Consider the following 14,717-nt stretch of genomic DNA (forward strand, 5'->3'; position numbering starts at 1 on the left):
CATAGCCAGGTGTATTTATGGCCGACAGCCCACGCGAATTTCTGCTGGAAATGACCGATATCAGTAAGTCATTTCCCGGCGTCAAGGCATTGGATAATGTGAATCTGCGCGTTCGTCCGCACTCCATTCATGCATTAATGGGGGAGAACGGCGCGGGGAAATCGACATTATTAAAATGCCTGTTCGGCATTTATAAAAAAGATGCCGGCAGTATTATTTTTCAGGGCCAGGAAATTGACTTCAAAAGCTCCAAAGAGGCGCTGGAACACGGTGTTTCAATGGTGCATCAGGAGTTGAACCTGGTGTTGCAGCGTACCGTGATGGATAACATGTGGTTGGGACGCTACCCGACCAAGGGCATGTTTGTCGATCAGGACAAAATGTTGAAGGACACCCAGGCGATATTCGACGAGCTGGATATTGATATCAACCCACGGGATAAAGTGGGCACGTTATCGGTATCGCAGATGCAGATGATCGAAATTGCCAAGGCTTTCTCCTACGACGCCAAGATTGTGATTATGGATGAGCCAACCTCTTCGCTGACGGAAAAAGAGGTGAATCATCTGTTCACCATTATCCGTAAGCTGAAAGAGCGCGGCTGCGGCATCGTCTATATTTCGCACAAAATGGAAGAGATTTTCCAACTGTGCGACGAAATCACCATCCTGCGCGATGGCCAGTGGATCGCCACCCAGCCGCTGGAAGGGCTGGATATGGACAAGATCATTTCGATGATGGTGGGGCGATCGCTCAGCCAGCGTTTCCCCGATCGGCAAAATACGCCGGGCGAGGTGATCCTGGAGGTGAAGGGCCTGACCTCAATGCGCCAGCCTTCGATTCGCGATATCTCCTTCGATCTGCATCAGGGTGAGATCCTCGGCATTGCCGGATTGGTGGGGGCCAAGCGTACCGATATTCTGGAGACGCTGTTCGGCATCCGCGAAAAAATTGCGGGCACCATCAAGCTGCACGGCAAGGCCATCAACAACCACAGCGCCAATGAAGCGATTAACCACGGTTTTGCTCTGGTGACGGAAGAGCGCCGTTCCACCGGGATTTACGCTTATCTGGATGTCGGTTTTAACTCGCTGATCTCCAATATCCGTAACTATAAAAACAAAATCGGCCTGCTGGATAATGCCCGAATGAAAAGCGACACCCAATGGGTGATCGATGCAATGCGGGTCAAGACCCCGGGTCATCATACCAACATCGGCTCGCTGTCCGGCGGTAACCAGCAGAAGGTGATCATCGGCCGTTGGCTGCTGACCCAACCGGAAATATTGATGCTGGATGAACCGACGCGCGGTATTGACGTTGGCGCCAAATTCGAAATTTATCAGCTGATGACCGAACTGGCGAAGAAGGGCAAGGGGATCATTATTGTCTCGTCTGAAATGCCGGAGCTTTTGGGAATTACCGACAGAATACTGGTGATGAGTAATGGTCAGGTTGCAGGCATCGTTAACACCAAACAGACCTCGCAAAATGAAATTTTACGTCTCGCATCCCTGCACCTTTAAGGATCAGAATTATGAACGCGCTGAATAAGAAAACTTTGTTCACCTATTTTAAGGAAGGTGGCATTTACGTGGTATTGCTGGTGCTGCTGGCAATTATTATTATCCAGGATCCGACTTTCCTCAGCTTAATGAACCTGAGCAACATTCTGACGCAGTCTTCGGTGCGCATTATTATTGCACTGGGTGTGGCAGGGCTGATTGTTACCCAGGGGACGGACCTGTCCGCCGGGCGTCAGGTTGGGTTGGCGGCGGTGATCGCGGCGACGTTGTTGCAGTCGATGGATAACGTCAACAAGGTGTTTCCGCATATGGAAACCTGGTCGATTCCGTTGGTGATCCTGCTGGTGTGTGCCGTGGGCGCGGTGATTGGTCTGGTGAACGGTTTGATCATCGCCTATCTGAACGTGACGCCGTTTATTACCACTTTGGGTACCATGATTATCGTGTACGGCATTAACTCGCTGTATTACGACTCTGTTGGTGCATCGCCAGTGGCGGGGTTTGATCCCAAGTTCTCCACCTTTGCTCAGGGGTTCCTGCGCTTTGGCGACTTTAAGCTGTCGTACATTACCTTCTACGCCATTATTGCGATTATTTTTGTCTGGATCCTGTGGAATAAAACCCGCTTCGGCAAAAACATCTTCGCCATCGGTGGCAACCCTGAGGCGGCAAAGGTTTCCGGCGTGAACGTGCCGTTGAACCTGATCATGATTTATGCGCTGTCTGGCGTGTTCTATGCGTTTGGCGGCTTGTTGGAAGCGGGCCGTATCGGCAGTGCTACCAACAACCTCGGCTTTATGTATGAGTTGGATGCGATTGCTGCCTGCGTGGTCGGTGGGGTGTCCTTTGCCGGTGGGGTCGGTACGGTATTGGGAGTGGTGACCGGGGTGATCATCTTCACCGTCATCAACTACGGCCTGACCTACATTGGTGTTAACCCTTACTGGCAGTACATCATCAAGGGCGGCATCATTATCTTCGCGGTAGCGCTGGATTCACTGAAGTACGCCAAGAAGAAGTAAAAGTCTCTGCGAAAAAACGGCCAGCAAATGCTGTAATGCCGGTCAGTTAAGCAAAGTTCTGAATAAGAATGTACGACGTTGTTTAAGTGGGCGTCTCCCTCTCCCAAGGGAGAGGGCCGGGGTGAGGGGCTTTTGCGTTGGTTTGTATCCCCTCACCCTAACCCTCTCCCAAAGGAGAGGGAACAATATCACCTTAACTTACAAGCATTACTGCCCTGGCCGCCTTTTGTTTTACTGAGGGGCAATTAAGGCTGTTTGGCCTTTTGCTTTTCCGCTTCCAGCTTGTGTTCCAGCTCGACCAATTGTTCCGGTGATACCGCCGGATACCCCTGGGCGTCCTCCGGGATGGTGTGCATGGCGGAGATCGGGATCAGCGGGCCGAGGAAGCGCGGTTCACGTTTGAGGATGTACAAATCGGTCAGCGCGCCAAGGCGGGCGAAGATCTCGCGCACACGCACTGTCATCATATCTTTTGGTGAGGGTACCGCGTAGCACTGCGCCTGGATCCCCATATGCAGCGCGATAAACAGCGCACGCTCACAGTGGAAGCGTTGGGTGATGATGATAAAGTCGTTGGTGTCGAACACCTTGCGGGTACGTACGATTGAATCCAGGGTGCGGAACCCGGCGTAATCCAGCACGATATCGCTGGGCGCCACGCCGGCGGCGATTAAATCGCGGCGCATGGTCATGGGTTCGTTGTAGCTTTGCTGGGCATTGTCACCGCTCAGTAGCAGGTATTTAACTTTGCCGCTGTTGTAGGCGTTGATCGCCCCCTGAATGCGGTAGCGGTAATATTGGTTGATCACGCCGGTACGGTAATATTTGGCGGTACCCAGTACTACGCCGACCTGGCGATGGGGCAGCCCTTGCAGTTCGTCATAGACGAAAGGTGCAGTTTTCCAGCTGATCCAACGATCGAGCGCGATAGCCGAGAGCATCAGCAATGCAGCGATGACAAACAAGCCGATTATCAGGCGTTTCCACATGTTATTGCCTTACGCGCACCGTGGCCAAAAAAGATGGTTCAAGGCTACTTTACCTGACTACTTGAAGCAAGCTTGTCCCCCTTCTGGCACGCATTGCGCCGCATTTTTAGGCGTTTTCGGCCATAAAAAAAGTCCGGCGAGCCGGACTTTATCATCTTGCTTGTGCAAATCAGAAAGAGGTGCGCTTGTAGCTGCGGTATTGCGGTCGCCAGAAGTTGTGTTCGATGGCTTTCGACAGCGCTTCTTCAGAAGTGACTACCGCCATTCCCTGCAGTTGAGCCGCTTTACCCACTTCCATCGCGATGCATTTTGACACGCCCTGAATATCGTCAATATCCGGTAACAGTGCGCCATGCCCGTCGGTGGCCAGCGGCGAACACTCGGCCAGTGCCCGGCTGGCGGCCATCAGCATCGCGTCCGTTACACGGGTCGCGCCAGAGGCTAACACACCCAGACCAATCCCCGGGAAGATATAGGAGTTGTTGCATTGGGCAATCGGGATCTGTTGCTCTTTATAGTGTACCGGTGCGAACGGACTGCCAGTGGCGACCAGCGCAGCGCCTTCGGTCCAGTTGATGATGTCTTCCGGACGGGCTTCCACGCGTGAAGTCGGGTTGGACAGCGGCATTACGATCGGCCGCGGGCAATGCTTGTGCATTTCGCGGATCAGTTCTTCGGTGAACAGACCCGGCTGGCCGGAAACGCCGATCAAAATGGTGGGCTTGGCGTTACGTACTACGTCCAACAGCGAAATGGCATCGCTTTGGGTCTGCCATGCGGTCAGGTTTTCGCTTTTTTGCACCAGCTTGCTTTGGAAATCGAGCAGGTTAGGCAGTTTGTCGGTCAGCAGACCAAAACGGTCAACCATGAACACGCGGGCGCGCGCTTCGTCTTCGCTCAGACCTTCGGATTTCATCTGGGCGATAATTTGCTCGGCAATGCCGCAACCGGCGGAACCGGCACCCAGGAAGGTCACGGTTTGGTCACGCAATTGGCTGCCCGCAGCGCGGCTGGCGGCAATCAGGCTACCCAGCGTAACCGCTGCGGTACCCTGAATATCGTCGTTAAAGCAGCAGATTTCGTCACGATAGCGGTTCAGCAGCGGAGTCGCGTTGTTCTGAGCGAAATCCTCGAACTGCAACAGCACGTTCGGCCAGCGGCGTTTCACCGCCTGGATAAACTCTTCAACGAAAGCGTGGTATTCATCACCGGAAATGCGCGGATGACGCCAGCCCATATACAGCGGATCGTTCAGGCGCTGTGGGTTGTTGGTACCCACGTCCAGCACTACCGGCAGGGTATAGGCCGGGCTGATACCACCGCAGGCGGTATACAGCGAAAGCTTGCCGATAGGAATGCCCATGCCGCCAATGCCCTGGTCGCCCAGGCCGAGAATACGTTCGCCGTCGGTGACGACAATCACTTTGACGTTTTGTTTGGTGGCGTTTTGCAGCATGTCGTCAATGCGATCGCGGTTCGGGTAGGAGATAAACAACCCGCGCGCCCGGCGGTAAATATCGGAGAAATGCTCGCAGGCTTCACCCACCGTTGGCGTGTAGATGATCGGCATCATTTCGCTCAGGTGGGAGTCCAGCAGGCGGTAGAACAGGGTTTCGTTGGTGTCCTGAATGTTGCGCAGGTAGATGTGCTTATCGCTGTCGTTTTTGAAATCCTGATATTGGCGATAGGCGCGCTCAGCCTGTTCTTCAATGGTTTCCACCGCGTCGGGCAACAAGCCTTGCAGGTTGAAATGGTTGCGCTCTTCTTCGGTGAAGGCACTGCCTTTATTCAGCAGTGGGAATTCCAACAGGATCGGGCCGGCATAAGGGATGTAGAGAGGGCGTTTGCTTTCGTATTCAAGTTCCATGACTTTTGCTCTTCAACGTATCGGATAACTTTATAAGGGTGATCCTAAAAGATCGGCGAAATATGTACAGCAATTGTTATCGGATCATGAGGTAAATTGGCGTAATTATCGACGATCAAATCCTAATTTAACTAAAGAAAGTGTTTTAAGACGTGAATGCCATTGTATTTGGCTGGCGGGGCTGTTAACAGCGGTGCCGGGCGGCACCGCCAGGGTCAGGATCAGAAAGTAATGCGGCTGACATTTTGGCAGCCCAGGGCAGCCAACGTGGCACGGGTAGCATCCCATTGGGTGAGGATGGCACTTTCTGGCTCAGCCAGCACGGCGCGTTTCACTTTCTGGCAGTCGTCGCCGGAAACATTCATCAGAATCAGCGCGGCCTGCAGGGGGGGCAGACTTGGGTTGAAGGCGGCGTTTTCCGCATAACGGCCAGTGTAGACTGTGCCGTCTTCAGCCTCGAGTGCGACGCCGCTGTGGGCGTTGCTGTAGGGCGCGTGGCTCTGATTGGCAGCGGCCAGCGCTGCTTTTTCCAGTTCGTCAGTCAGCGCCAGTTGGAAACCATGATCGACCTGGTCCATCAGCAGCGTAGTGATATCCAGGTCTTTCGGGCCGAAGGAGTCCGGCAGGTAATCGCCAAGCGTTGCCGGTTCACGGCCGGGCAGACGAATTTTAAGGCTGACTCCGCTGTTCAGTTCGTTCATAAACTGACGGCAGTGGCCGCAAGGCGTGTAGTTAACGGTGATGGAGGCCAGGGCGGGCTCACCGCGCAGCCAGGCGTGGGTCACCGCACACTGTTCCGCATGAATGGTTTGTTGCATCGGGGCGCCGCTGAATTCCATATTGGCACCAAAATACAGATTGCCGCTCTGCCCACGGGCAATGGCACCGACATAAAATTGTGAGATTGGCGCTAACGAGCAGGCCGCCGCCAGTGGCAGCAGAGCGAATGCCAGAGCATCATCATCCAGCCCGCAGCGCTGCTTGATCGCGTCCACTTGTTCCGCCTTGAGCATGGCCGGGAAATCAGGCGCATCAATATAAGACTGCAGGGCGGATTGCAAGGTGGCGGGCAGTTCGCCAAAAGCGGTTTGAAAACGCGGGTGCATAGAAACTCTCTCTACAGGTTAACGGGATAACATTCTAGGCAGCCTTGCGTGAATAAAGTGTGATGCAAATCTCTTTATTGATGAAATCAATGCAATGAAAAGCATAATTGCGAGATGTATCGCAAGTTTTAACCGTTTTAACTGAACATATGTAGCAGTACCGGGAACAGGAAGGGGGCCAGCAGCGAGGTAATGATCCCGCAGATCACCAACGCCAAAGAGCCGAATGCCCCTTCCTGATAGTCCATTTCCGCGCAACGAGCCGTGCCCAGTGCATGAGATGCGGTACCCATGGCCAAACCCCTCGCCGAGCGAGTGGTGATTTTCAATAGTTTAAATAATGTATGCCCGAATACTGCACCGAGAATACCGACGAAGATTACGCAGACGGCGCTGATTGCCGGGATGCCGCCGAGCGATTCCGCCACTGCCATGGCGATAGGGGTCGTAACCGATTTGGGCATGATGGAAGCGGCAATTTCCGGAGTCGCCCCCATCAATAAAGCGATGGCACCGCCGCTGATCATGGCCGTCATACTGCCGATAAAGCAGACGGCGATAATGGATTTCCAACGGGCGCGGATCTGGTGCAGCTGTTCATACAGCGGGTAGGCCAGCGCGACGACGGCGGGCTGCAATAAGTCATTGAGGATTTTGCTGCCCTGAAAATAGCGTTCATAAGGGATGCCGGTCAGTAACAGCAGGGGAATGATCACCGCCATGGATACCAGCAGCGGGTTCAGCAGCGGCATGTTCAGCCACTGCGCCAGCTTGCGTGCGGCAAAGTAGACTGCCAGCGTTAACGGCAATGACCACCAGATTTCATGGATCATTTTTCACCTTCCGCGGCATCCGGTTTGCCGACGATGCGACGTTCCCGGTGGAAATAATGCGAGGTGTAGCCCACCACCACCAGCACCATCAGGGTGCTGATAATGCAGGAAACCACCAGCGGGCCGAGGTGATCAAGGATCTGGTCATAGTATTTCATTACGCCAACGCCGATGGGCACAAACAACAGCACCATATAGCGGATCAGCAGATGACAGCCGGGTTTGACCCACCTGGCCGGCATAATTTGCGTGGAGAGCAGGGCGAACAGCAGCAGCATGCCGATAATGCTGCCGGGAATGGCGATCGGCAGCAGCGCCGCGATTGCATTGCCGGCGAATAAGCAAAGGTAGATAAGGACAATTGCCCTCAGGTATTTCCAGCACAGAGTGAATAGCTTGGCCATAACTTAATCCCGTTTAACCGATGCATTCATCATACAATTAAACTGTGACCTCCGCCACAAATCACACCATGAATTCTCTCTATGGCTGCCATGCCTGTCAGGCAGGTTGACAGCCGTAGTTAAGCCCGGTGCGCCTTTATTTAGTACTGATGATGCCTGCGCGGTATTGCTGCTTTTGTGCCAGGCGATGGCCGAGGAAAAAGAATAGCAGGCTGAACAATGCGGCAGCAATCAGCATCACAAACATCATTTGCGGTGCGGCATAGCTGAGTATAAAACCGCACAGCACCGGGTTGATGGCACCGCCCAAAGCGCTGAGGTTTTGCACACCGTAGTAACTGCCTTTCAGATGCTGTGGGGCGATAAAGTCGATAAACATATACTCCACCGGGATCACGATAATTTCCCCCAGGGTAAATATCGCCATAGCTATGGCCCACAACCAGAGTGATTGCCCGGCCAGGCTAAAACCGATCAGCCCCAGAATGAAAAACACGGTGCCCAGCGCCAGCCAGCGCAGCATGTTTTCCTGCCGCATGCCCCGGCTTAGTAGATACTGCAGCGCGATGACGATGCAGGCATTAACAATCATCACCGCCCCAATGACCTGATAGGCAAACTCGGCGTTGGAAACCAGAATCAGGTATTGCGATAAATACCCGGTGAACTGGCCAAAAACCACCGCGCCAAGCGTACTGCCGAGAGTAAAGTAAATCAGCCGGTGGTCGTTGCGCAGAATGGTCAGCGTCTGGCGGAAATTGGGCGGCGCAGAGGGCACGGCCTCAGTCGCTGCCGGCGGCGTAGTGCGTTGTCGGTGCAGGCTAAAACTCAATGCCGTCACTGTGCATAAAGCCAATCCGCCGGAAAGGTAGAAGGGTAACAATGGGTTCAGCCCTGCCACCATCACCCCCAGTGATGAGCCCACCGCCCAGCCAACGTTCACCAGCGTGTAGTTGATTGAAAAGGCTTTGATACGTTGTGCAACCGGTAGCCAGTCGGCAAAACAGGCCTTGATGGTGATGCCCAGTACCGAATAGGCGGTATGCAGGATAGCCAATACCACGATGATCCCACCCGGACGCGGGATCCACGGAATAGCGAAAAAACTCAAGGCGAACAGCAAAATGGCCGTCAGGATCAAGGTGTTTTTGTTGAACTTGTCGACCAGGTAACCGCCATACAGACTGGCGAAAATACCGATCATCAGGCTGATGCCCAAAATAATACCGACGCTTTTCGGCAGCAGGTGGAAATGCCCGGTGAGATAGATGGTAATGAACGGTAGCGTGACGCCACGCCCAATGGTCAATACCAGCGAGCTGGCCAGTAATGTGTTGATCAGCGGTGGGAATCCCTTCATGTCAGACCTGTTTATGCATACAGTAATTAAACCCGTATGGATAAGATAGCTTATTTTGGCCCGTAAGAAAGGGGATACTGAAAAAAGAGGCTACGTCGGTAGTCTCCGACACCGTGATTATTTGCCCGTTTTTGCCCGTGGTTTCCCCAACGTTATGGCGAAATTTTTGGAAGCAAGGCGCAAGTTCGACACTGGGTTCAAGGTCAGTGCCTTGCTTGGCGTTATTGTGTAGACGGAGGTCTTTATGAAAAGGAAATCAACGCCCGTATCGCGTCGGTTACGAGCCAATATGAGCAATGCGGAAAAAACGGTATGGCTACGACTAAGGGACCGCCGTTTTTATGGTTTGAAATTCCGTCGTCAGTTTCCGATTGGGCCTTATTTTGTTGATTTTGTTTGTTGGCAACGGAAGCTGGTTATTGAATTGGACGGAGGGCAACATATGGAACAGGTCAGTTATGACACCCGTCGTAGTCATTTCCTGGTGAGCCGCGGATTTACCGTGTTGCGTTTTTGGAATGATGAAGTGTTAAACCATTGGGAGGGAGTGGCTGAGATTATTATGCAGTATTTGACGGTGGATAAAGATCCCCCTCACCCCGGCCCTCTCCCCCATGAGAGGGAGAAAGCAGAGCCGGGGGAGCAGAATATTAGGCCAGATCATACTGAATGGCATCGCATAACGGTCCCCTCTCCCTGGGGAGAGGGTAAGGGTGAGGGGACTCGTTAGGAAGCTTACTTCACCTGCATCCCTGGCTGTGCGCCGCTGTCCGGGCTGAGCAGGAAGATTTCTTTTCCGCCCGGGCCGGCAGCCATCACCATGCCTTCGGAGATACCGAAGCGCATTTTGCGTGGCGCAAGGTTGGCAACCATGATGGTCAGGCGGCCTTCCAGCGCTTTCGGGTCCGGGTAAGCGGAACGAATGCCGGAGAAGATCTGGCGTGTTTCGCCACCCAGCTCCAACTGCAATTTCAGCAGTTTGTCCGAACCATCAACAAAGTCGGCGCTGGTGATCAGCGCAATACGCATATCCACCTTGGCGAAATCGTCAAAGGTAATGGTGTCCTGAATCGGATCCTCAGCCAGTGGGCCGGTGACCACTTTCGCCGCCACCATGTCTTCTTTCGAGGCGCTGACCATCTCATTGACCTTGTCCAGATCGATACGGTTGAACAGGGCTTTGAATGGATTAACCTGATGGCCCAGCAACGGCTGCTGGATGCTGTCCCAGCTCAGCTCACAGTTAAGGAAGGCTTCGGTGCGTTCAGTCAGCGACGGCATTACCGGTTTCAGGTAGGTCATCAGGACGCGGAACAGGTTGATGCCCATTGAGCAAATGGCTTGTAAATCCGCATCGCGGCCTTCCTGTTTGGCCACTACCCACGGCGCCTGTTCATCCACATAGCGGTTTGCCAGATCGGCCAGCGCCATGATTTCGCGAATTGCCCGGCCGGATTCACGGCTGGCATAGGCCTCGGCGATGCTTTGCGCTGCATCAACGAAGGTTTGGTACAGCGCCGGATCGGCCAGCTTGTCGGCCAGTTGACCACCAAAACGCTTGCTGATAAAGCCGGCGTTGCGCGAAGCCAGGTTCACCACCTTGTTCACGATGTCGGCATTTACCCGCTGCACGAAATCTTCCAGATTCAGGTCGATATCGTCGATGCGTGAAGACAACTTGGCGGCGTAGTAGTAACGCAGGCAATCGGCATCCAGGTGTTGCAGATAGGTACCGGCCTTGATAAAGGTGCCGCGAGATTTGGACATCTTGGCGCCGTTTACCGTTACGTAGCCATGTACGAACAGGTTGGTCGGTTTGCGGAAGTTACTGCCTTCCAGCATTGCCGGCCAGAACAGGCTGTGGAAATAAACGATGTCCTTGCCGATAAAGTGATACAGCTCGGTGGTGGAGTCCTTGCGCCAGAACTCGTCAAAGTCCAGATCGCCACGCTTGTCGCATAGGTTTTTGAATGAACCCATGTAGCCGATTGGCGCATCCAGCCAGACATAGAAGTATTTACCTGGCGCATCCGGGATTTCAAAGCCGAAATACGGCGCATCGCGAGAGATATCCCACTGTTGCAGACCGGACTCAAACCATTCCTGCATCTTGTTTGCGACCTGCTCTTGCAGCGCGCCGGAACGTGTCCAGGCCTGCAGCATTTCGCTGAACGACGGCAGATCAAAGAAGAAGTGCTCGGAATCACGCAGCACCGGCGTCGCACCGGAAACCACGGATTTCGGATCGATCAGCTCGGTCGGACTATAGGTTGCGCCACAGACTTCACAGTTATCGCCGTATTGATCCGGTGATTTGCATTTCGGGCAGGTGCCTTTGACGAAGCGGTCAGGCAGGAACATACCTTTTTCCGGGTCGTACAGCTGAGAAATAGTGCGGTTCTTGATGAAACCGTTTTCTTTCAGGCGGCCGTAAATCAGGTTCGACAGCTCACGGTTCTCATCGCTATGGGTTGAATGATAGTTATCATAGCTGATGCCAAAACCGGCGAAATCCTGTTGGTGCTCCTGGCTCATTTCCGCGATCATTTCTTCCGGCTTGATACCCAACTGCTGAGCTTTCAGCATGATCGGCGTGCCGTGCGCGTCGTCCGCGCAGATGAAATGAACCTCGTTGCCGCGCATTCGTTGGTAACGAACCCAGATGTCTGCCTGGATGTGCTCGAGCATGTGGCCGAGATGGATGGAACCATTTGCGTACGGCAGCGCGCACGTCACCAATAATTTTTTCGCGACTTGAGGCATAGTGAGAACTTGGTTTCTGTAATGAATAAAAAGGGTCTTTGATGTTACCCGATCGCGCTCGCCACGGCTAGGGCGGTTTCTTTATACAGACATGCGCCGACCGGCCTGCAGTTCTGATATGCTTAGCGAGAAGCTATCCATTAAAATCAAGGAGCCGGGATGAGCACAAAATCCCCCGAGCAGACCAACCCCGAAGTTCTGCGTGCCCTGGTGACCGGTGTACTGGCCGCCTTTGAACACCCGACGTTAAAAAATAATCTGACCGCGCTGAAGGCCATTCACCACTGCGCGTTGTTGGATCATGTGTTGCACATTGAACTGATTATGCCATTCGCCTGGCAGAGCGGTTTTGAGGTGCTGAAAGACAGCGTCAGTGCAGAATTACTGCGCGTGACCGGTGCTGAGGCAATCGACTGGAAACTGAAGCACGACATTACCACTCTGAAACGCGCCAACGATCAGGCCGGCATCAAAGGCGTGCGTAATATTATCGCCATCAGTTCCGGCAAGGGCGGGGTGGGTAAATCCACCACGGCGGTTAACCTGGCGTTGGCGCTGGCTGCGGAAGGGGCCAAGGTCGGTATTCTAGACGCCGACATTTATGGCCCGTCAATTCCGAACATGCTGGGGACCGAAAACGAGCGACCAACCTCGCCGGACGGTCAGCACATGGCGCCGATCATTGCCCACGGGTTAGCGACCAACTCGATCGGTTATCTGGTGACTGATGACAACGCCATGGTTTGGCGCGGCCCGATGGCCAGTAAGGCGTTAATGCAATTGCTGCAGGATACGCTGTGGCCGGATCTGGACTATCTGGTGCTGGATATGCCACCGGGCACCGGTGATATTCAGTTGACGCTGTCGCAAAACATCCCGGTTACCGGAGCTTTGGTGGTCACCACGCCGCAGGATATCGCGCTGCTTGATGCCGCCAAGGGCATTGTGATGTTTGAGAAGGTTCATGTGCCGGTGCTGGGCATTGTGGAAAATATGAGTGTGCATATTTGCAGCAACTGCGGACACCACGAACCCATTTTCGGTACCGGTGGGGCGGAGAAGTTGGTGAAGAAATACCATAGCCGCCTGCTGGGGCAATTGCCGCTGCATATTTCACTGCGTGAAGATTTGGATCGTGGCGAGCCGACGGTGATTAGCCGCCCGGACAGTGAATTTGCCGAGCTGTATCGCCAGCTTGCCGGTCGCGTTGCCGCGCAGATGTATTGGCAGGGTGAAGCTATTCCGACGGAAATCTCTTTCCGCGCGCTGTAATTAACTTAACGCCAGCCAGAAAATAACCCCGGACATGTACCGGGGTTTTGTTTATGGGGTCGTAATGTGTTTGTGCAGATCTGCGCGGGTGTAAGGGCGTTCGATATGCGCCAGAGCGGTGGCAATATGTTCCAACAGGCCCTGCGTCGGTGCCGGTTGCCGGTTGCCCATCAGAGCGAGCGGTAAAGCCAGTGCGCAAATGATCCGTAACCAGGAAAGCTGCGGGCGCGCCTTGCCTCGTTGTAACCACAGGAACAGAGTGCTGGCCAGATAACCCAACACCAGTCCACTCACCACTTCCGAAGGCGAATGCACCTGAATGGCCAGGCGTGATAGCCCGATAGTGAGGGGCAACACCAAACCTGCCACCAGCGCCATACTGCGAACCGCATGCGAAAAACGCCCGGTCAGCGTCCAGAGAAACACCGGCCAGATACTGGCCGCCAGCGCAGAGTGGCCGCTAAAGCCGGTAAAGTCATAGCTTTCAATGCCAATGCCCCAGCCCATAAAGGCCAGTTTGGAGGCACATACCACGCCGCCGGCACCGCCGAAAATCAGCGCCCATTGCCAGCCTGCGGTTCGGGTGGCTGGTGGCACGACTAATACGACAAAGAGAATCAATGAGCACGGCAGCAGCAACATACTGTCGCCAAAAAATGTCAGAAAATACCAGTCCAGCACGTCGGTCTCCGGTGAAATAAGGCAATCCCAATTGTCAGGATTATCATCAAGTCACCGAGTTTACCCCGGCATGCCAGATAGCCCTAGAAGCAATCATCTGAAAATCGTGGCAGGCCAATCCGACGAAATAACCCGATATAGCGGCCTGGCGGTGACAATATAGTCTGGCGCTAAGGGCACTAACTCCCTATAATTGACGCGTTTTAGTTCCCCCCCTTCACACTACGAAATCAGGTCTTCAATTTTATGACTGACAAGCCGCATCAGTGCGTCATTATTGGTATAGCTGGCGCATCTGCCTCCGGAAAAAGCCTTATCGCCAGTACGTTGTATCGTGAACTTCGCGATCAGGTTGGCGATGAACATATCGGCGTTATTCCTGAAGACAGTTACTACAAAGACCAGACTCATTTGACCATGGAAGAAAGGGTCAAGACAAACTATGACCACCCAAGCGCCATGGACCACAACCTGCTGTTTCAGCATCTGCAGATGCTGAAATCAGGCAAGGCGATAGAGTTACCCTTGTACAGTTACACCGAGCACACGCGTAAGAAAGAGACCATTCACCTAGAACCGAAAAAGGTGATTATTCTTGAGGGGATCCTGCTGTTGACGGATATCCGTCTGCGTCAGGAAATGAATTTCTCGATCTTTGTTGATACGCCGCTGGATATTTGCCTGATGCGCCGTATGAAGCGTGATGTGAATGAACGTGGTCGCTCGATGGATTCGGTAATGGCGCAATATCAGAAAACCGTCCGCCCGATGTTCCTGCAGTTTATCGATCCTTCCAAACAATACGCCGACATTATCGTCCCACGCGGGGGTAAAAACCGCATTGCGATCGATATTCTGAAAGCCAAAATCAGCCAGTTCTTTGAGTAATGCCGT

At 53.6% G+C, this 14,717-nt stretch carries 12 protein-coding genes and 1 pseudogene; 5 read left to right on the top strand and 8 right to left on the bottom strand.

Going from position 1 to position 14,717, the window contains the following annotated elements:
• Positions 1-17: 17 nt before the first annotated feature.
• Both mglA and mglC read left to right on the top strand, forming a co-directional pair.
• Complete coding sequence (gene mglA / locus M2406_RS01405) at positions 18-1,526, top strand: galactose/methyl galactoside ABC transporter ATP-binding protein MglA (RefSeq protein WP_012005997.1); 1,509 nt, start codon at positions 18-20, stop codon at positions 1,524-1,526.
• Between the two features lie 11 nt (positions 1,527-1,537).
• The gene (mglC, locus tag M2406_RS01410; RefSeq protein WP_012005998.1) at positions 1,538-2,548 is read left to right on the top strand and encodes a galactose/methyl galactoside ABC transporter permease MglC; all 1,011 of its coding nucleotides are present in this window, start codon (positions 1,538-1,540) and stop codon (positions 2,546-2,548) included.
• A gap of 245 nt (positions 2,549-2,793) precedes the next feature.
• Here the strand turns inward: mglC and sanA are convergent, their stop codons facing one another.
• From sanA to M2406_RS01440, 6 genes are all read right to left on the bottom strand, one after another.
• Positions 2,794-3,537, bottom strand: coding sequence for an outer membrane permeability protein SanA (sanA, locus tag M2406_RS01415; protein WP_017892166.1), 744 nt, complete (start codon positions 3,535-3,537; stop codon positions 2,794-2,796).
• A 169-nt stretch (positions 3,538-3,706) separates the two neighbouring features.
• A complete protein-coding gene (locus M2406_RS01420) occupies positions 3,707-5,404 on the bottom strand; it encodes an NAD-dependent malic enzyme (RefSeq protein WP_012006000.1) in 1,698 nt (565 codons plus the stop codon).
• 221 nt (positions 5,405-5,625) lie between these two features.
• Positions 5,626-6,510, bottom strand: coding sequence for a cytidine deaminase (gene cdd, locus M2406_RS01425; protein WP_017892167.1), 885 nt, complete (start codon positions 6,508-6,510; stop codon positions 5,626-5,628).
• Positions 6,511-6,647: 137 nt separating this feature from the next.
• Entirely contained in the window at positions 6,648-7,343 is a 696-nt protein-coding gene (locus tag M2406_RS01430) for a CidB/LrgB family autolysis modulator (RefSeq protein ID WP_012006002.1), read from the bottom strand.
• Positions 7,340-7,747 carry a CidA/LrgA family protein gene (locus M2406_RS01435; protein ID WP_012006003.1) on the bottom strand — a complete coding sequence of 136 codons (408 nt, stop codon included), beginning with the start codon at positions 7,745-7,747 and terminating at the stop codon, positions 7,340-7,342. Before M2406_RS01435 ends, M2406_RS01430 begins: the two co-directional genes overlap by 4 nt.
• 136 nt (positions 7,748-7,883) lie before the next feature.
• Positions 7,884-9,107 (bottom strand): MFS transporter, encoded by a 1,224-nt coding sequence (locus M2406_RS01440; protein WP_012006004.1) that lies wholly within the window; start codon positions 9,105-9,107, stop codon positions 7,884-7,886.
• 244 nt (positions 9,108-9,351) lie between these two features.
• Between M2406_RS01440 and M2406_RS01445 the strand changes: the two are divergent.
• Positions 9,352-9,684: pseudogene (locus tag M2406_RS01445) on the top strand (endonuclease domain-containing protein); the annotation flags it as partial.
• A gap of 158 nt (positions 9,685-9,842) precedes the next feature.
• Here M2406_RS01445 and metG read toward each other — a convergent pair.
• Positions 9,843-11,870, bottom strand: a complete 2,028-nt coding sequence (metG, locus tag M2406_RS01450; RefSeq protein WP_126501462.1) for a methionine--tRNA ligase — start codon at positions 11,868-11,870, stop codon at positions 9,843-9,845.
• A 159-nt stretch (positions 11,871-12,029) separates the two neighbouring features.
• Between metG and apbC the strand changes: the two genes are divergently transcribed.
• Positions 12,030-13,142 (top strand): iron-sulfur cluster carrier protein ApbC, encoded by a 1,113-nt coding sequence (apbC, locus tag M2406_RS01455; RefSeq protein ID WP_012006007.1) that lies wholly within the window; start codon positions 12,030-12,032, stop codon positions 13,140-13,142.
• A 51-nt stretch (positions 13,143-13,193) separates the two neighbouring features.
• Here the strand turns inward: apbC and M2406_RS01460 are convergent, their stop codons facing one another.
• A complete protein-coding gene (locus M2406_RS01460) occupies positions 13,194-13,823 on the bottom strand; it encodes a phosphatase PAP2 family protein (protein ID WP_115182885.1) in 630 nt (209 codons plus the stop codon).
• Between the two features lie 246 nt (positions 13,824-14,069).
• On the opposite strand from M2406_RS01460, the gene udk reads away from it, so the two are divergent.
• Positions 14,070-14,711 carry a uridine kinase gene (gene udk, locus M2406_RS01465; RefSeq protein WP_012006009.1) on the top strand — a complete coding sequence of 214 codons (642 nt, stop codon included), beginning with the start codon at positions 14,070-14,072 and terminating at the stop codon, positions 14,709-14,711.
• Positions 14,712-14,717: the final 6 nt, after the last annotated feature.

The sequence above is a fragment of the Serratia sp. BIGb0163 genome (assembly GCF_024809935.1).
GTDB classification, from domain to species: Bacteria; Pseudomonadota; Gammaproteobacteria; order Enterobacterales; family Enterobacteriaceae; genus Serratia; species Serratia quinivorans.